Here is an 18,555-nt window from a genome sequence, read left to right as displayed (position 1 = left end):
CGGGAGCGCAAAACGGCGCAACCGGGACCATTTGCGCCAGAACGCGTTCCCGACCGCCATTTCCGCAGCCCCGAGGAGGCCCGCATGACCGCAACGCCGCAGACCATGACCGCGATCGGCATCAAGGAGCCGGGCGGTCCCGAAGCGCTCGCGCCGGAAAGCCGGCCCGTGCCGCAGCCCGGCCCTGGCGAAGTGCTGGTGCGCGTGGCGGCCGCGGGCGTCAACCGGCCCGACGTCATGCAGCGCAAGGGACTTTATCCGCCGCCGCCCGGCGCCTCGGACATCCCGGGCCTGGAGATCGCCGGCGAGGTGGTCGCAGTGGGCGAGGGCGCCACGCGCTACCAAGTCGGCGACCGGATCTGCGGGCTCGTATCGGGCGGCGGATACGCGGAGTATTGCCCGGTTCACGAGAGCAACGCGTTGCCGATCCCGGAAGGCGTCTCGATGGTGGAGGCGGCCGCCATTCCGGAGACCTTCTTCACGGTCTGGACCAACGTCTTCGAGCGCGGCCGGCTGAAATCCGGCGAAACCTTCATGGTGCATGGCGGCACCTCCGGCATCGGCACCACGGCGATCATGCTCGCCAAGGCGTTCGGCGCGACCGTGATCACGACGGCCGGATCCGACGAAAAGTGCGAGGCCTGCCGCAAGCTCGGTGCGGACGTGGCGATCAACTACAAGACGCAGGACTTCGTGGCCGAGAGCAAGGCGGCGACCGGCAAAAAGGGCGTCGATCTGATCCTCGACATGGTCGGCGGCGACTACATCGCCAAGAACTACGAGGCGGCAGCCGTTGAAGGGCGCATCGTGCAGATCGCGTTCCAGTCCTCGTCCAAGACGCAGATCGACTTCATGCGCCTGATGCTGAAGCGGCTGACCCATACGGGCTCGACCCTGCGCAGCCGTTCGCCCGCCGAAAAGGCCGGGATCGCCGACCAGCTCGTCGAAAAGGTCTGGCCTCTCGTCGCGTCCGGCCAGGTCCGGCCCGTGATCCACAAGACGTTTCCGCTGGCCGAGGCCGCACAGGCTCACGCCCTGATGGAAACGAGCCAGCACATCGGCAAGATCGTGCTCACGGTCGGGTAAGCGCCCTTTCCGGCCTGCAATTCGCCCGTAAACCATCACGCCGATTGCGTCGGGACGGCGGGCGGATTATATAGCGCGCATCCCCGATCAGTGATGGCTGCCCTGGGGCTCCGACCGAAAGGTCCGGCCGGAGCGCGAAGGAGCTATGTCGTCACCGGGCCTGGTTTTCAGCGCCGCATGCAGAGGAGCGCGATCATGAGCACTGGACCGCTGATGCCGAAGGCGACGGCCGTCTGGCTTGTCGACAACACGTCGTTGTCGTTCGAGCAGATCGCCGACTTCTGCAAGCTGCACCCGCTCGAGGTGAAGGGCATCGCGGACGGCGAAGTGGCCGCCGGCATCAAGGGGCTCGACCCCGTCGTGGCCGGCCAGCTCACGCGCGACGAGATCGAAAAAGGCGAGAAGGACCGCAACCACACGCTCAAGCTGGCGGTGTCGAGCGTCCGCATTCCCGAGCAGAAGCGCAAGAAGGGGCCGCGCTACACGCCTCTGTCGCGCCGCCAGGATCGCCCGAACGCCATTCTGTGGCTGCTGCGCAATCACGCCGAGCTCAAGGACGCGCAGATCATGCGCCTGGTGGGCACCACCAAGACGACGATCCAGCAGATCCGCGACCGGACGCATTGGAACGCCGCGACGTTGAGCCCGCTCGACCCCGTGACGCTGGGCCTGTGCTCGCAGATCGACCTCGACTTCGAGGTCGCCAAGGCCGCCAAGGACCGTCCCGCCAGCGTCGAATCCAGCGGCCAGACCCTGCTGCCCGCCGAGATCACCACCGCCAAGGAGCCGGTGCAGCAGCCCTTCGCATCGCTCAACGCGCCCAAGGAAGAGGAAGAGCGGATCGACGCCGACTCGGTGTTCGCCAAGCTCAAGCCCCTCAAGGGCCGCCGTGGCGAGGACGACGACGAGTAGTCCGGCTGTTGCGGCCGAGACACATGGTTTGACGATGGCCGGGCATGTCCCGGCCATTCGCTTTTCTGGCGCGGTTTCGCCGCAAATCAGCTTTCAGAACGACGCCTGCTCGGCTTCGTAAGGCCGCCAAGCTCACGTTGCGTCGTTCACCAAGCATTCACCATCCGGGCAATCGCTCGAATGCAACATATTCCGAAAACGATCCGGCAAGGTTGACGGAACCTTCGCTTAACCACCCGGGCGTAAGCGTCGGGTCAACGGTTTATCACAAGGAGCAAGACTATGACGGGTACCCTCGCGGTCGCGAAAGCGGCGAAGCTCGGCATCGTGCTCGCGGCGGCGCTGACCCTGGCGGCCTGTTCGTCGAACAAGGCGGCGGACGGCTCTGACGCCATGGGCGCCGGCGGCGCAGGACGGTTCGGAGCAGGCGGCGGCGCGGGCACGCCGGGTTCGGCCCAGGACTTCATCGTCAACGTCGGCGACCGCGTGTTCTTCGAGACGGACTCGACCGACCTGACCCCGACCGCGACCGCCACGCTGGACAAGCAGGCGCAGTGGCTGAGCCAGTACCCGCGCTACGCCATCACGATCGAAGGCCATGCGGACGAGCGCGGCACGCGCGAATACAACTTCGCGCTCGGCGCCCGACGCGCCCAGGCGGCCCGCGACTACCTCGCCTCGCGCGGCGTGAACGGCTCTCGCCTGAAGACGATTTCGTTCGGCAAGGAGCGTCCGGTCGCGGTGTGCGACGACATCTCGTGCTGGTCGCAGAACCGCCGCGCCGTCACGGTGCTGGGCGGCGCCGCGGGCATGTGATCCGCAACGCCTCGCGACAAGAGCCGGCGCCCATGTGGCGCCGGTTTTCGTTTGCGGCCACTGTCACGCTCACGCCAGATGGGCGACATATTTTGGCCGTGGCGGCTCCCATGCTAGACGAGGGCTGCAGATGCCCGAGCCCGGAAGATCCTCCACCATGATTCGTCGCGTCGTGTGGGCCCTTGCGGCCGTCCTACTCGCAGGGCTGATCGCCCCCTCCGCCCAGGCGCAGGATGTGTCCGAGTTGCTGGTGCGCACCAGTCGCCTGGAAGGGCAGGTTCGCCAGCTCTCCGGGCAGATCGAGCAACTCCAGTTCCAGAACAAGCGGCTGGAGGACCAGCTGCGCAAGTTCCAGGAAGACGTCGAGTTCCGCTTCCAGGACATCAAGGGCGGCTCCCGTCCGGCCGCCTCCGGCGCGACGCCGCCAGCGACCCAGCCCAAGGCGCCGCCCCAGAAGCGCAGCGACGCGTTCGACCCTTCGGCGCAGCCGGCTGCGCCCGGCGCGCCGCGCACGCTCGGATCGCTCGGCGGCGACGGCGGGCTTGGCGCTGCGGCCGCTGCTCCGGGCGGCGCCCAAGATCGCGCCGGTCTGCCAGACCGCGGCATTGCGGACATCATCGATGATGAGCCCGGCGCGCCCATGGACCTTGGCGGCATGAACCGCCGTTCGGCCGCGCTGCCGCAGGGCGCCTTGCCGCCGGGCGGCGTCGGCGCTCCGCCTTCCGCGGTGCCGCAGGCTTCGCCTCCGCCCGGCACGCCGCGCGTCGCAGCCCCGATGCAGACCGGAACGGTCGCCACAGCCGGATCGGGCCTCGCCAAGGACGACTACGACCTCGCCTACGGGCTCGTGCTGCAGCGGCAATACGAGCAGGCCGAAAACGCCTTCAAGCAGTTCCTGCAGGCGCACCCCCGCGACCGCATGGCGGCCAACGCGACCTATTGGCTGGGCGAGACCTACTATCGCCGGGGCCAGTATCCCGACGCGGTGGAACAATATCTCAAGGTCTACAAGCAGTATAACGGCTCCAAGGTCGCGCCCGAAAGCATGCTGAAGCTCGGCCTCGCGCTGCGCGGCATGGGCCAGCCCGACCAGGCCTGCGCGACGCTCGCCGAGGTGACGCGGCGCTACCCGGACGCGTCCGCGGACGTGCGCGCGATGGCGGACCGCGAGATCCGGAAGGGCTCCTGCGCCAATTGAGCGGGCCTGCGCCGATCGAGGCGGCGGAGGCGGAGCGCCTGTTCGCGCCGTTTGCGGCGCACGAGGCTATCCTGCTCGCGGTGTCCGGCGGAATCGACTCCGTCGCCATGATGTTGCTCGCCGCGCGCTGGCGATCTTCTAGGCCTAGCGGGCCTCGGCTTTTCGTCGCCACCGTCGATCACGGGCTCAGGCCCGAATCCGCATTAGAGGCCGCGGCAGTGGCCGGCTGGGCGCGAGAGGCGGGCCTTTCGCACGCGACGCTCGTTTGGGACAATCGCCCGACGGGCGGGGCCAGCCAGGAACTCGCCAGGGAAGCCCGCTACGGCCTGCTGCGCGAGCATGCCCGAGCGGTCGGGGCCGATGCCCTGGCGACCGCGCACCACGCTGACGACCAGGCCGAGACAGTGCTGATGCGCCTGGTCCGGGGCAGCGGTCCCGCGGGCCTCGCCGGCATCAGGGAGGCGACGACCCTGGATGGGCTGGCGCTCTTGCGTCCGCTGCTCGACATCCCGAAGGAACGGCTGGCCGAAACCCTCGCGCGGGCCGGCCAGCCTCATTGCGAGGATCCGAGCAACGCAAAGCCGCTCTATGCCCGAAACAGGATCCGGCGGTTGTGGGCTCTCCTGGAGCCCGAGGGGCTGACGCGGGAGCGCCTGACCACGCTGGCGGCCCGCGCCGATCGGGCCGAGCAGGCGCTCAGCGCCGCCGCGGAGGCGGCTTACCTCCGGCTTGCGTCGCAAGCCCCGGAAGGGCTCGCATTTCAGCCCACGCTGTTCGACGAGCCCGCAGAGATCCGGCTGAGGCTCCTGGCGCGCGCCGTCTTGGAGGCGCGCCGCGATGGCGAGGCCCTGAGGCTGGAGCGGATCGAGGCGCTGGAGGCGGCTGTCTCAGAGGCGGCGGCGGAGCGGCGCGGGCTGCGGCGGACGCTGGGCGGCTGCGTAGTGACGCTCGACCGCAACGGAATGGTCACGGTGACGCAGGAAATGCCGCGGCGCCGCGGGGCCAATCATCAAGCATAGACGCCGGTTCGGCTCGCCATGGGGCCGGGCGCTTGCTAAGAGCGGGGCTCCCACGCGGATGAGTTCCGGGGCTTCCCTTGGCAAGGGGGCGCCCCGATCCTACATTAGCGACACGCAACCTCTCGAGATCGCTCTCCTGGCGGTACGAGACTGACCAAGGCGATCGATCGGTAATGAACCCGAACGTCCGCAATTTCGCCCTCTGGGTGATCATCTTCCTGCTCGTGCTCGCGCTCGTGACCCTGTTCCAGAACCCTGGGCAGCGCGGTCAAGCCTATGACATGAGCTACAGCCAGTTCCTCAGCGAGGTCGACACCGGCCGCGTGTCCAACGTGATCATCCAGGGTCCGGAGATCCACGGCACGCTGTCGGATGGTCGACAGTTCCAGACCTACTCGCCGAACGATCCCGGCCTGGTGCAGAAGCTCTCGCAGAAGGGCGTGAACTTCTCGGCGAAGCCCCTGCAGGAGAACCTGCCCTGGTTCCTGGCCCTGCTGGTGAACTGGATGCCGCTGATCGTCTTCATTGCGGCCTGGATCTTCCTGTCCCGGCAGATGCAGGGGGCGAGCGGCAAGGCGATGGGCTTTGGAAAGTCCAAGGCCAAGCTGCTCACCGAAGCGCATGGCCGCGTCACCTTCGAGGACGTCGCCGGCATCGACGAGGCCAAGGAAGACCTTCAGGAGATTGTGGAATTCCTGCGCGACCCGCAGAAGTTCCAGCGCCTCGGCGGACGCATTCCGCGCGGCGTGCTGCTGGTCGGCCCCCCCGGCACCGGCAAGACGCTCACGGCCCGCGCCGTTGCGGGTGAGGCCAACGTGCCGTTCTTCACCATCTCGGGCTCGGACTTCGTCGAAATGTTCGTGGGCGTCGGCGCAAGCCGCGTGCGCGACATGTTCGAGCAGGCGAAGAAGAACGCGCCCTGCATCATCTTCATCGACGAGATCGACGCAGTCGGCCGCCATCGCGGCGCCGGTCTCGGCGGCGGCAACGACGAGCGTGAGCAGACGCTGAACCAGCTCCTGGTCGAGATGGACGGCTTCGAGGCCAACGAGGGCATCATCATCATCGCGGCCACCAACCGGCCCGACGTGCTCGATCCCGCGCTGCTGCGTCCCGGCCGCTTCGATCGCCAGATCGTGGTCTCCAATCCGGACGTCATCGGCCGCGAGAAGATCCTGCGCGTCCACATCCGCAAGGTGCCGCTCGCGCCGGACGTCGACCTCAAGGTGGTTGCGCGCGGAACGCCGGGCTTCTCGGGCGCCGACCTGATGAACCTCGTCAACGAAGCCGCGCTGCTGGCCGCCCGTCGCGGCAAGCGCATCGTCACCATGGCGGAGTTCGAGGACGCCAAGGACAAGATCATGATGGGCGCGGAACGCCGCTCCACCGTGATGACGCAGGAAGAGAAGGAGCTGACCGCCTATCATGAGGCCGGTCACGCCGTCGTCGCCCTGAACGTCCCGTCCGCGGATCCGCTGCACAAGGCCACCATCATCCCGCGTGGCCGGGCGCTCGGCATGGTGATGCAGTTGCCGGAAGGCGACCGCTACTCCTACCGCTACAAGTGGATGACCTCGCGCCTGGCCATCATGATGGGCGGCCGCCTCGCCGAGGAAATCACCTTCGGCAAGGAGAACATCACCTCCGGCGCCCAGAGCGACATCGAGCAGGCGACCAAGCTGGCCCGCCTGATGGTGACCCGCTGGGGCTTCTCGGACGAGCTCGGCACGGTGGCGTATGGCGAGAACCAGGACGAGGTCTTCCTCGGCATGTCGGTCTCGCGCCATCAGAACGTGTCCGAGGCGACATCCCAGAAGATCGACCAGGAAGTCCGCAACCTGATCGAGCAGGCGGCGCGCGACGCCCGCAAGATCCTGACGGACAAGCACGACGAATTCGTCGCCATCGCCAAGGGGCTTCTCGAATACGAGACGCTGTCCGGCGAGGAGATCAAGAACCTGATCGCCGGCAAGCCGCCGGTCCGAGACGCCGGCGACGAGCCGCCGAACCGGTCCGCCCCGGTGGTGCCGACGGCCGGCAAGACCCGCCCCCGGCAGGAGCCGGATGGCGGGCTGGAGCCTCAGCCGCAGGCCTGATCGCCGACTGCGACAACTGTGAGTTGTAACGCCCGGCCTTTGCGCCGGGCGTTTCGTTTGTGTGGCTCCGCTCGCGCTTCGGGCCTAGTCTTTGCATCAGGTAAGCCAGATCGGTTTACGGGGGGCGGGACATGCAAGAGACGACAAGGTCCGTGGACGAGATGCTGCCGGCCCCGCGCCTGGCCGCGCTCGGACTGCAGCACGTGCTGGTGATGTATGCCGGCGCGGTGGCGGTGCCGTTGATCATCGGGCGAGCGTTGAAGCTGCCGCCCGAGCAGGTGGCTTTCCTGATCAGCGCCGACCTGTTCGTTTGCGGCCTCGTCACCCTGATCCAGTCCTTCGGCGCGCCCGGCCTCGGCATCCGCCTCCCGGTCATGATGGGCGTCACTTTCGCGGCCGTCGGCCCCATGGCGGCCATGGCGGGCAATCCCGCCATCGGATTGTTGGGGATCTACGGCTCCGTGATCGTGGCCGGCGTGGTCGGCGTGCTGCTCGCACCCTTCATGAGCCGTTTGCTGCCCCTTTTCCCGCCTGTGGTCACCGGTACGATCATCACGGTGATCGGCATCTCGCTGATGCGCATCGGCATCAATTGGGCGGGCGGCGGGCTGCCGACGAGCCCCAGCTTCGGGGCGCCGTTCAACCTCGGCATGGCGGCGTTCGTGTTGCTGGTGATCCTCGCCATCACCAAGTATGGCCGCGGCTTCGTCGGCAACGTGGCGGTGCTGCTCGGTATCGTAGCGGGCTGCGTGTTGGCGACCCTGCTGGGCGAGATGAGCTTTGCGAAGGTCGCTTCGGCGTCCTGGTTTGGCCTCGTCCTTCCCTTCCAGTTCGGTTTGCCGACCTTTGACCCCGTCGCGTGCCTGACGATGTCGCTGGTGATGATCGTGGTCATGATCGAATCAACCGGCATGTTCCTGGCGCTCGGCGAAATGACCGGAACGAAAATCACGGGCGACGATCTCACCAAGGGGCTGCGCGCCGATGGCGTCGGCACCATCCTGGGCGGGGTGTTCAACACCTTCCCGTACACGTCGTTCTCGCAGAATGTCGGTTTGGTCGGCGTCACGGGCGTGCGCTCGCGCTACGTGGCGGTGGCGGGCGGGCTGATCCTGGTGGTGCTCGGGCTGATCCCGAAACTCGGCGCGCTCGTCGAGGCGGTGCCGACCTATGTGCTGGGCGGGGCAGGGATCGTGATGTTCGGCATGGTGGCGGCCACCAGGATCCGGATCCTGGCGGCCGTCGACTTCAAGACGAGCCGGAACAACCTCTTCGTGGTCGCGATCTCGATCGGCTTCGGCATGATCCCGCTGGTCGCCCCGACCCTGCTGAAGAAGATGCCCGAAGTGCTGCACCCCTTGCTCGACTCCGGCATCCTGCTGGCGTCCATCGCGGCCGTGTTGCTGAACGCCTTGTTCAATGGCCTCGGAACGTCCGAAAAGGCGGCCGGAGCCCTGACGCAAGCTGCGCTCGCTGCCGACCAGCACTAAGCAAACACCGTGCGCGATGCTTTTCGGCAGGGCGGCGGAGCGAAGCTTCGTCGGCCTGTTGCGGTTTGAAAAGATTTGTGAGTCACACTTCGAGCTTGGTCGCTGCATAAGACGGTGTGACCGAGAATTGAGTCGGTCGCTGCCGAGGACGGATCATGAGCAGGAAATACTTCGGGACCGATGGCATCCGCGGTCTGTCCAACCGGGTGATCACGCCCGACCTGGCCTTGCGCGTGGGGCAGGCGGCCGGATTGGCTTTCCAGCGCGGCGACCACGCTCACCGGGTGGTGATCGGCAAGGACACGCGCCTGTCGGGCTACATGATCGAATACGCCATGGTGGCGGGGTTCACCTCCGTGGGCATGGACGTGATGCTGCTCGGCCCGATGCCGACGCCGGCCGTCGCCATGCTGACGCGGTCGCTGCGCGCCGATCTCGGCGTGATGATCTCGGCTTCCCACAATCCCTTCCAGGACAACGGCATCAAGCTGTTCGGCCCTGACGGTTTCAAGCTCAATGACGACACCGAGCGCGAGATCGAGGCGCTGATCGACGCCGATCTCGCCGCCAAGCTGTCCGAGCCCCGCGACCTCGGCCGGGCGAAGCGCATCGAGGGCGTGCACGCCCGCTATATCGAATTCGCCAAGCGCACCCTGCCGCGCAACATGGACCTCTCGGGCCTGCGCATCGTGGTGGATTGCGCCAACGGCGCCGCCTACAAGGTCGCGCCCGAGGCGCTCTGGGAGCTCGGCGCGGAAGTCGTCTCCATGGGCGTCGAGCCGGATGGCTTCAACATCAACAAGGATGTGGGCTCCACCGCCCCGGATGCGCTGAGCCGCAAGGTGCGCGAGCTGCGCGCCGACATCGGGATTGCGCTGGACGGCGACGCCGACCGCGTCGTGCTGGTAGACGAAAAGGGCCAGGTGGTTGACGGCGACCAGCTGATGGCCGTGGTGGCGAAGAGCTGGCGCGATGACAACCGGCTAACGCAGCCCGGCGTGGTCGCCACCATCATGTCGAATCTCGGTCTCGAGCGGTATCTCGGCGATCTCGGGCTTGGGCTCGCCCGCACGGCGGTGGGCGACCGGTATGTGCTCGAGCACATGCGCGAGCATGGCTACAATCTGGGCGGCGAGCAGTCCGGCCATATCATCCTGTCCGACTACGCCACCACGGGCGACGGCCTGATCGCGGCCTTGCAGGTGCTCGCGGTCGTCAAGCAGCAGAACAAGCCGGTGAGCGAAGTCTGCCACTGTTTCGAGCCGTTGCCGCAAATCCTGAAAAACGTCCGATTCCGCAAGGGCGAGCCGCTGAAGGACCAGTTGGTCGTCAACGCGATCGCGGCGTCGCGGGAGCGCCTTGGGACCCATGGACGGCTGGTGATCCGCCCGTCGGGCACCGAGCCGGTGATCCGCGTGATGGCGGAGGGGGACGATCGCGTCATCGTCGAGCGGGCGGTGGACGATGTCGTCGACGCGCTCACGTCGGCGGCCGCTTGAGGCTCGCCGTGGGGACGGAGAGCGGCCCCAAGCACGCCCGTAAACGCACGCGTAAGGTTAAGTCTTAGGGTTAAGTCGCCCTTAACTCTCCCCTGTCAATCTGGCCCCTGTCGAATAGCGGTTGGACGGCGTCTCGCGCCCGTCCGGCCAAAGCAGGGAACTTGTGTCATGGGCAGCGTGAAAATCCTCGCTCTTGCGGGCGCCATGGCGATCGGGGCGATGGGCTTGGCTCACGCGGCCGATATGCCGCTTCCTCCGCCGCCGCCGTTGGCGCCGAGCTACGAACCCTCGTCCGAGTATTCGGGCTGGTATCTGCGCGGCGACCTCGGGGTCGCCTTCGCGAGCGAGTCGAAGTTCGAGTCGATCGCAACTCCGGCGGTCGAATTCACGCACGACTACCATTCGATCGGGCAGGCCGCGATCTTCGGCCTCGGAGTCGGCTACCAGTTCAACAGCTGGTTCCGCGCCGACGTGACCGGTGAATACCGGACCAACATGAAATATCGCGCGACCGACAGCTATGGCTGCGGCGCCGGCCGGTGCCTCGATCTCTACACCGGCAAGCTCCAGCAGAGCGTGTTCCTGGCCAACGGCTATTTCGACCTCGGCACCTGGTACAATGTGACCCCGTACCTGGGCGTTGGTCTCGGCACCGCCTATAACGAGTTCGGCTCCGTTCAGGATTACAACCCTTCGGTTGTCGGGCATGGATCGTCGGCCGCCACCAGCAAGTGGGGTTTCGCCTGGGCTTTGATGGCGGGCGCGGCGATGAACCTGACGCCCAACCTGAAGTTCGACGTCGGCTATCGCTATCTCAACCTCGGCGACTACTCGGCGGTGGTGAATTGCGATTGCGGCTCCTCGACCCAGGAGCACAAGTTCAAGCTCGCCTCGCATGATGTGCGCATGGGCCTGCGCTACATGTTCACCGACACCGCCCTGCCTCCCATGGCGCCGCCTCCGCTGATCCGGAAGTACTGAGCGTCCCGAGTTCGGCGGCTCGCACGAGCCGCTGGTTTCCGAGCAAAGAGATCGGCGGCTCTACACGAGCCGCCCCTGTGAGAGGCGGCCCGCGGATGTACCGGGCCGCCTTTTCCGTTTGACGCCGTACGCCCGTTCGCCTACCCCGGTCAGCGGGACACTCCTCCCCAACGAGGAGCGCCCATCTGCAAGGATGGAGTACAGCGATGTCGAACGCACTGCCCGGCCGCAAGCCGGCCAATCCCCTATTCTCGTCCGGCCCCTGCGCGAAGCGCCCCGGCTGGTCGCTCGAAGCGCTCGCGGATGCGCCGCTGGGCCGCTCCCACCGGGCCAAACCCGGCAAGGCGAAGCTGAAGCTCGCCATCGACCTCACCCGCGAGGTGCTCCAGGTTCCGGCCGACTACCGAATCGCAATCGTGCCGGCCTCGGACACCGGCGCGGTCGAGATGGCGATGTGGTCGCTGCTCGGCGCCCGCGGCGTCGACATGCTGGCCTGGGAAAGCTTCGGCGAAGGCTGGGTTACGGACGCGATCAAGCAGCTGAAGCTGAAGGACGCGCGCGTCCTGAAGGCCGGCTATGGCGACATCGTCGACCTCGCGACCGTGAATTTCGACAACGACGTGGTGTTCACCTGGAATGGCACCACCTCCGGCGTGCGCGTGCCGAACGGCGACTGGATCCCGGCCGACCGCGCCGGGCTGACGATCTGCGACGCCACCTCGGCGGCCTTCGCCCAGCGGCTCGATTGGCCCAAGCTCGATGTGGTGACCTTCTCCTGGCAGAAGGTGCTGGGCGGCGAGGCCGCGCACGGCATGCTTATCCTGTCGCCGCGGGCCGTTGAGCGGCTGGAGAGCTACACGCCGGCCTGGCCGATGCCGAAGATCTTCCGCATGACCAAGGGCGGCAAGGTCACCGAGGGCCTGTTCGAGGGCGAGACCATCAACACGCCCTCCATGCTGTGCGTGGAGGACTATATCGACGCGCTGCAGTGGGCGAAGCGGATCGGCGGACTTGACGCCCTGATCGCGCGGGCGGACGCCAACACGAAGGCGCTTGCCGGCTTCGTGGCCAAGAACGACTGGATCGCCTTTCTGGCCAAGGATGCGGCCATCCGCTCCAACACCAGCGTGTGCCTCGTGTTTTCCGATCCCGCCGTGCAGGCTCTGCCGGCCGATGCGCAGGCGGCCTTCGCCAAGGCGGTGGCGGGCGCGATCGAGAAGAACGGCGCGGGATTCGACATCGGGGCCTACCGCGACGCCCCTCCTGGGCTGCGCATCTGGTGTGGCGCCACGGTGGAGACCGCCGACGTCGAGGCGCTGACGCACTGGATCGCGTGGGCCTTCGCGGAGGCCAAGGCCGGGCTCGCCAAGGCCGCGTGAGCATCCTGAAGCCCCTCGTCCTTCGAGAAGCGGGCTTACGCCCGCTCCTCAGGATGAGGGGTGTTTTCGCCTCAATCTGAGCCCTCATCCTGAGGAGCCGCCGCAGGCGGCGTCTCGAAGGACAAGGGCGACCCGCATGCTCAAGGCGCCCAGCGCCGCCCCTCCCGCGTGAGGGATGAAGGAGACACACCATGGCTCCCCGCGTTCTCATTTCAGACAGCCTGTCGCCCGCCGCCGTCGCCATCTTCAAGGAACGCGGCGTCGACGTGGACGTGAAGCCCGGCCTCGACAAGGACGAGCTCGCCCGCATCATCGGCGACTATGACGGGCTCGCGATCCGCTCGGCCACCAAGGTCACGGCGAAGCTCCTGGAGAGCGCCACGCGCCTCAAGGTGGTCGGCCGTGCCGGCATCGGCGTCGACAATGTCGACATCCCGGCCGCGACCGCCAAGGGCGTGATCGTGATGAACACGCCCTTCGGCAACTCGATCACCACGGCCGAGCACGCCATCGCGCTGATGTTCGCGGTGGCGCGCGAGATCCCGGCCGCCGACGCCTCCACGCAGGCCGGCAAGTGGGAGAAGAACCGCTTCATGGGCGTCGAGATCACCGGCAAGACGCTGGGTGTGATCGGCTGCGGCAATATCGGCTCCATCGTGGCCGACCGGGCGCTGGGGCTGCGCATGCGCGTAATCGCGTTCGACCCGTTCCTGTCGCCCGAGCGGGCGCTCGACATGGGCGTCGAGAAGGTGGAGCTGGACGACCTCCTGGCGCGGGCGGACTTCATCACGCTGCACACGCCCATGACGGCGCAGACCAAGAACATCCTGTCGGCCGAGAATCTTGCGAAAACCAAGAAGGGCGTTCGCATCGTCAACTGCGCGCGTGGCGGGCTGGTGGACGAGGTCGCGCTGCGCGCCGCGCTCGACAGCGGCCACGTGGCCGGCGCGGGCTTCGACGTGTTCACGGCCGAGCCCGCCAAGGAGAACCCGCTTTTCGGCCACCCCAACGTGGTGTGCACGCCGCATCTGGGCGCGGCAACCAACGAGGCGCAGGAGAACGTCGCCCTGCAGGTCGCGGAGCAGATGTCGGACTACCTGATCCGGGGCGCGATCACCAACGCGATCAACTTCCCGTCCATCACGGCCGAGGAGGCCCCGAAGCTGAAGCCCTTCGTGGCGCTGGCCGAGCGGCTCGGCTCCTTCGCGGGGCAGCTCACCGACACCGACATCAAGGAAGTGCGCATCACCTATGAGGGCGCGGTGGCGGGCCTGAAGATCAAGGCGCTCACGGCGGCGGCAATTGCCGGGCTGTTGCGGCCGGCGCTGCAGGACGTGAACGTGGTGTCAGCCCCCATCGTCGCCAAGGAGCGCGGCATCGTCGTGGAGGAGACCACGCGGGCGGCCGAGGGCGACTACGAATCGCTCATCACCGTCACGGTGATCACGGACGAGCAGGAGCGCTCGGTGTCGGGCACGGCCTTTCACGACGGGAAGCCGCGCTTCGTCTCGATCAAGGGCATCAAGGTGGACGCCGAGTTCGGGCCCTCGATGATCTACGTCACCAACGAGGACAAGCCCGGCTTCATCGGCCGCTTCGCCAGCCTTTTGGGCAACGCCGGCGTCAACATCGCCACCTTCGCGCTTGGCCGAGACGCGCAGGGTGGATCGGCGATCGCGCTCGTGGAGGTGGACGGCGAGGTGCCGGCCGCCGTGCTGGGCCAGATCCCGGCGCTGCCGGGCGTGAAGCAGGCCAAGGCGCTGCGGTTCTAAGCGAGCCGCCGCGCGGCGACCCTGGTGGACTTGCATGGTCCTCCAGGGCTGCTATCTGGGTGCATCCCAGCACCGGAATACGGCCATGCGTTTCCTCGTCGTTGAAGGCAACACCCGCGAGGGGCGGCTGCAGCACCGCGACATGTATGGGATGACGCCGTCGGACTCGTATGGCGCCGTCCTGCAATCGCTGGAGCCGGAGGCCTTGTACGACGTGGCGTTCCCGGCGGACGAGGGCGCCAACCTGCCCGACGGCGCGGGGCTGGAGAGCTACGACGCGGTCGTGCTCACCGGCTCGGCGCTGAACGCCTATAATGTCGAGCCGGCGGTGACGCGGCAGATCGAGCTCGCCCGGGCGGCCTACGCGTCCGGCACGCCGATGTTCGGCTCGTGCTGGGGCATCCAGATCGGCGCGCTGGCGGCGGGCGGAGACGTGCGGGCCAATCCGAGCGGGCGCGAGATCGGCTTCGCGCGCCGGATCGTCGCCACGGAGGCCGGGCGCTCGCATCCGCTGCTGGCCGGGCGCCCCGCGGCCTGGGACGCGCCCGCCGTGCACCTCGACGCCGTCACGACGCCGCCGGGCGACGTCACCGTGCTGGCCCAAAATGCCCTGACGCCCATGCAGGCGGCCGAGATCCGCCACGATGGGGGCGTGTTCTGGGGCGTCCAGTACCATCCTGAATTTAGCCTGGGCGAACTCGCCGCCATTCTGCGTCGCTGTGGCGGGTCCATGCTGAAGGAGGGGTTCTTCCGGTCCGAGGCGGACCATGCGCGCTATGTGGACGAATTGGAGCAACTCGACCGGCAGCCGGAGCGGGCGGACCTCGCCTGGCGTCACGGCCTCGACGCCGAGGTGCTGGATCCCGCGAAGCGGCTGACGGAAATCCGCAATTTCCTCGACCTGCGAGTCAAGCCGACGCGCTCGGTGCGGGGCCGCGCCTAAGCCCGGCGACATTCGGGCGAGCCGCCGCAAGGCCACGCTCACGCCGCAAAGATTGCACGTTTGTCGTCTGTGGTGGCCCGGCGGAAACAACCGTCGTCCAGAGGGTCATCCATGCGCCGTGCGCTCGTCGTCCTGCTTCTGTCGGGGATCTCCACCGCGGCGCTCGCCGCTGACCTCGAGGCGCTGTCCAAGGCGGACGCGGTTACGGTTTACCCGGATGGCGCTGCCGTGACCCGGACGGTGTCGGTCGCGTTGCCGGCCGGCGCCACGACGCTGGTTCTGCGCGGGCTCAGCGGCTCCATCGATCCCGCCAGCGTGCGCGTGCAGGGGCAGGGCGACGGCGCGATGGCGATCGGCTCGGTCGAAACGCGCCCTTCGCAGGCGGACGCCAGGCCTGCGCTGGATCCCGAACTCGAAAAGCGCATCAGCGCGCTGAAGGCTGATCGCGACGGCGTCGCCGGCCAGATCGAGGCGGCCGAGCTCAAAAAGAAAGCCATCGAGACGTTCGCGCAGGCGAGCCCGGAGAAGCTTGGCTCCGAGGCCAAACCGCTGGAGATCGACCGCTGGTCGGCCGCCTGGGATGCGGTCGGCGACGGCGCGGCGCGCGTCAACGAGGCGCTGCGGGGCCTCCGGACCAAGGCGCGGGACCTCGACGAGCAAATCGCCGCCCTGGAACAGTCGCGTCCGCGGATCGCGCCGCCCTCCTCACCCCGGCGTGACCTGCTGATCGCCATCGAGACGACCGGCGCGGTCAACGGGGCACTGACGGTGACGTACCGGGTCGCGGCTGCGAACTGGCGGCCCGTCTATGACGCCCGGCTCGAGACCGGCGGCAAGGACCGCAAGCCGTCGCTGGAATTGGTGCGCCGCGCCCAGGTGACTCAGCGCACCGGCGAGGACTGGTCGGACGTGGCGCTTTCGGTGTCCACCATCCGGGCCGCACGGGGCACGCAGGCACCGGACGTGCCGCCGCTCACCGTCAACGTGTTCGATCCGCAGGTGGTCGCGCTGGACGCAGCGCGCTCCCAGCAGAACAAGCTCATGATGGAGCGCGCGGCGCCGCCTGCGGCGCCCAGCCTCGCGGCGCCGCGCCGGGACGCGGCCCCGGCGCCGGTGGAAGCCGTCGAACAGGTCGCCCAACTCGACGCAGGGGATTTCCAGGCATCCTTCCGGGTCGCCGGGCGTGTGACCGTTCCGCGTGACGGAGCCGCCAAGAGTTTCCTGCTCGGCAGCCGCAAGGTCGAGCCCGGCTTGCTCGCCAAGGTGGTCCCGGCGCTGGACGAGACCGCCTATTTGGAGGCGTCGTTCGCCAACGAGGACGAAGCCCCGATCCTGCCCGGCGATGTCGCGCTGCACCGCGACGGTTTCTATGTCGGCAAGGGTCGCCTGAAGCTGGTCGCCCCGGGCGACAAGCTGGACCTCGGCTTCGGCGCCGACGATCGCATCAAGGTCACGCGGGCGCCGGTGAAGCGCAAGGAGAACGAGCCATCCTGGATCGGTTCCACGAAAACGGACCAGCGTGAGTTCAAGACCACGATTCGCAACCTGCACGACACGCCGCTGCGGATCGCCGTGATCGACAGGATCCCGGTTTCGGAAAACTCTTCCATCACCGTGGAGCCCTTGCCCGGCACGCCGCCGACCGAGAAGATCATCGCCGACAAGCGGGGCGTCATGGGGTGGACCTGGGATTACCAGGCCGGCGAGCAGAAGGAGATCAAGCTCGGCTACCGGCTGAAATGGCCGGCGGATCGGGACATTGCGATCGACGGAGCGCCGCTTCGTTAGGCGCCAGTCCTGGATCGCGCGCGCTGGACCGCGAGCCTCCGGCTCGCTCTTCACGAGGCCAGCCGGTGCGAGCCGGAGGCTCGCGGTCCAAGGAGGATCGCCGTCGCGCTTTACGCCCCGGCCCTTTGCGGGTAATGCTCCCGCGCAAGCCCCGGCTGATCCGACTTGCGGAACGGCCGGGGTTTTTGTTTTTGAACTTCTGTGTTTGGACCGGGACGACGCCGCGCGCCGCCCCCGCCGCGGATGGAGAGATCGATGGCCAACGTCGTCGTCGTGGGCGCCCAGTGGGGCGACGAGGGTAAGGGCAAGATCGTCGACTGGCTCTCGGAGCAAGCCGACACGGTCGTGCGCTTCCAGGGCGGTCACAACGCCGGCCACACGCTGGTGATCGGCGAGAATGTCTACAAGCTCTCGCTTCTGCCCTCCGGCGTCGTGCGGCCGAACAAGCTCGCGATCATCGGCAATGGCGTCGTGCTCGACCCGCATGCGCTGGCGGCTGAAGTCGAGAAGCTGCAGGGGCAGGGCGTCGCCATCTCTCGCGACAACCTGCGCGTGGCCGAGAACGTGCCGCTGATTCTCTCGGTCCACCGCGAGCTCGACGCGCTGCGCGAGTCGTCCAACACGGCCGGCACGAAGATCGGCACCACCAAGCGCGGCATTGGGCCGGCCTATGAGGACAAGGTCGGTCGGCGCGCCATCCGGCTGATGGATCTCGCCGAGCTCGACACGCTGCCGGCCAAGATCGATCGCCTCCTGGCGCATCACAATGCGCTGCGCCGGGGACTTGGCCTTTCGGAGTTCGACGCCCAGGCGATCTTCGAGGAATTGTCGTCCATCGCCCCCAAGGTCCTGCCCTACATGGACACGACATGGCAGCTGCTGGACGAGCAGCGCCGCGCCGGCAAGCGCATCCTGTTCGAAGGCGCGCAGGGCGCACTGCTCGACATCGATTTCGGCACCTACCCGTTCGTGACGTCTTCAAACACCATCGCGGGCCAGGCGGCGACCGGCTCCGGCATGGGGCCGCGCTCGGTCGGCTACGTGCTGGGCATCGCCAAGGCCTACACGACCCGCGTGGGCGAGGGACCTTTCCCGACCGAGCAGGACAATGACATCGGCAATTTGATCGGCGAGCGCGGGCGCGAGTTCGGCACCGTGACGGGCCGCAAGCGCCGCTGCGGCTGGTTCGACGCCGTGCTGGTGCGCCAGACCGTGCGCACCTCCGGGATCGACGGCATCGCGCTGACCAAGCTCGACATCCTGGACGGCTTCAAGGAAATCCAGGTCTGCACGAAATACCTGCTCGACGGGAAGGAATACGACCACCTGCCGGCCAGCCAGGGCGCGCAGGCGCGGATCCAGCCCGTGTATGAAACCATCGACGGTTGGGAAGGCTCGACGGCGGGCGCGCGCTCCTGGGCGGATCTTCCTGCGCAGGCCATCAAATACGTGCGCAGGATCGAAGAGTTGATCGGAGCGCCCGTGGCCCTTGTGTCCACGAGCCCGGAGCGTGACGATACGATCCTGGTGCAGAACCCCTTCGAGGCTTGACCCCCACAGGCTTCTCCTCCACTGA

At 67.7% G+C, this 18,555-nt stretch carries 14 protein-coding genes; all 14 read left to right on the top strand.

Annotation, left to right across the window (positions count from 1 at the left end):
- Positions 1-84 precede the first annotated feature (84 nt).
- The 14 genes from AC1DSZ_RS14065 (at position 85) to AC1DSZ_RS14000 (ending at position 18,530) form a co-directional block, all read left to right on the top strand.
- Entirely contained in the window at positions 85-1,086 is a 1,002-nt protein-coding gene (locus AC1DSZ_RS14065; protein ID WP_476838977.1) for an NAD(P)H-quinone oxidoreductase, read from the top strand.
- A gap of 195 nt (positions 1,087-1,281) precedes the next feature.
- Positions 1,282-1,998, top strand: a complete 717-nt coding sequence (locus tag AC1DSZ_RS14060) for a DUF1013 domain-containing protein (protein ID WP_476838976.1) — start codon at positions 1,282-1,284, stop codon at positions 1,996-1,998.
- Between the two features lie 282 nt (positions 1,999-2,280).
- Entirely contained in the window at positions 2,281-2,814 is a 534-nt protein-coding gene (gene pal / locus AC1DSZ_RS14055) for a peptidoglycan-associated lipoprotein Pal (RefSeq protein ID WP_188519413.1), read from the top strand.
- A gap of 157 nt (positions 2,815-2,971) precedes the next feature.
- On the top strand, positions 2,972-4,012 hold the full coding sequence (gene ybgF / locus AC1DSZ_RS14050; protein ID WP_476838975.1) for a tol-pal system protein YbgF: 1,041 nt from the start codon (positions 2,972-2,974) through the stop codon (positions 4,010-4,012).
- Positions 4,009-5,031, top strand: coding sequence for a tRNA lysidine(34) synthetase TilS (gene tilS, locus AC1DSZ_RS14045; RefSeq protein WP_476838974.1), 1,023 nt, complete (start codon positions 4,009-4,011; stop codon positions 5,029-5,031). Before ybgF ends, tilS begins: the two co-directional genes overlap by 4 nt.
- A gap of 173 nt (positions 5,032-5,204) precedes the next feature.
- Positions 5,205-7,127, top strand: coding sequence for an ATP-dependent zinc metalloprotease FtsH (gene ftsH, locus AC1DSZ_RS14040; RefSeq protein WP_188519410.1), 1,923 nt, complete (start codon positions 5,205-5,207; stop codon positions 7,125-7,127).
- Between the two features lie 131 nt (positions 7,128-7,258).
- Positions 7,259-8,617, top strand: a complete 1,359-nt coding sequence (locus tag AC1DSZ_RS14035; RefSeq protein WP_476838973.1) for a nucleobase:cation symporter-2 family protein — start codon at positions 7,259-7,261, stop codon at positions 8,615-8,617.
- Between the two features lie 155 nt (positions 8,618-8,772).
- On the top strand, positions 8,773-10,116 hold the full coding sequence (gene glmM, locus AC1DSZ_RS14030) for a phosphoglucosamine mutase (protein WP_476838972.1): 1,344 nt from the start codon (positions 8,773-8,775) through the stop codon (positions 10,114-10,116).
- A gap of 168 nt (positions 10,117-10,284) precedes the next feature.
- A complete protein-coding gene (locus AC1DSZ_RS14025) occupies positions 10,285-11,097 on the top strand; it encodes an outer membrane protein (RefSeq protein ID WP_476838971.1) in 813 nt (270 codons plus the stop codon).
- A 206-nt stretch (positions 11,098-11,303) separates the two neighbouring features.
- A complete protein-coding gene (locus AC1DSZ_RS14020; RefSeq protein ID WP_476838970.1) occupies positions 11,304-12,476 on the top strand; it encodes a phosphoserine transaminase in 1,173 nt (390 codons plus the stop codon).
- Positions 12,477-12,667: 191 nt separating this feature from the next.
- Positions 12,668-14,248, top strand: coding sequence for a phosphoglycerate dehydrogenase (gene serA, locus AC1DSZ_RS14015; RefSeq protein WP_476838969.1), 1,581 nt, complete (start codon positions 12,668-12,670; stop codon positions 14,246-14,248).
- An 85-nt stretch (positions 14,249-14,333) separates the two neighbouring features.
- On the top strand, positions 14,334-15,191 hold the full coding sequence (locus AC1DSZ_RS14010) for a type 1 glutamine amidotransferase (RefSeq protein ID WP_476838968.1): 858 nt from the start codon (positions 14,334-14,336) through the stop codon (positions 15,189-15,191).
- Positions 15,192-15,302: 111 nt separating this feature from the next.
- Positions 15,303-16,979 (top strand): mucoidy inhibitor MuiA family protein, encoded by a 1,677-nt coding sequence (locus AC1DSZ_RS14005; protein WP_476838967.1) that lies wholly within the window; start codon positions 15,303-15,305, stop codon positions 16,977-16,979.
- A gap of 255 nt (positions 16,980-17,234) precedes the next feature.
- The gene (locus tag AC1DSZ_RS14000) at positions 17,235-18,530 is read left to right on the top strand and encodes an adenylosuccinate synthase (RefSeq protein ID WP_476838966.1); all 1,296 of its coding nucleotides are present in this window, start codon (positions 17,235-17,237) and stop codon (positions 18,528-18,530) included.
- The last annotated feature ends 25 nt before the right edge of the window (positions 18,531-18,555 follow it).

Source organism: Alsobacter sp. P4_H11 (genome assembly GCF_056400925.1).
Note: the sequence above shows the minus strand (reverse complement) of the source record. Positions and strands in the feature narration are given on the sequence as shown.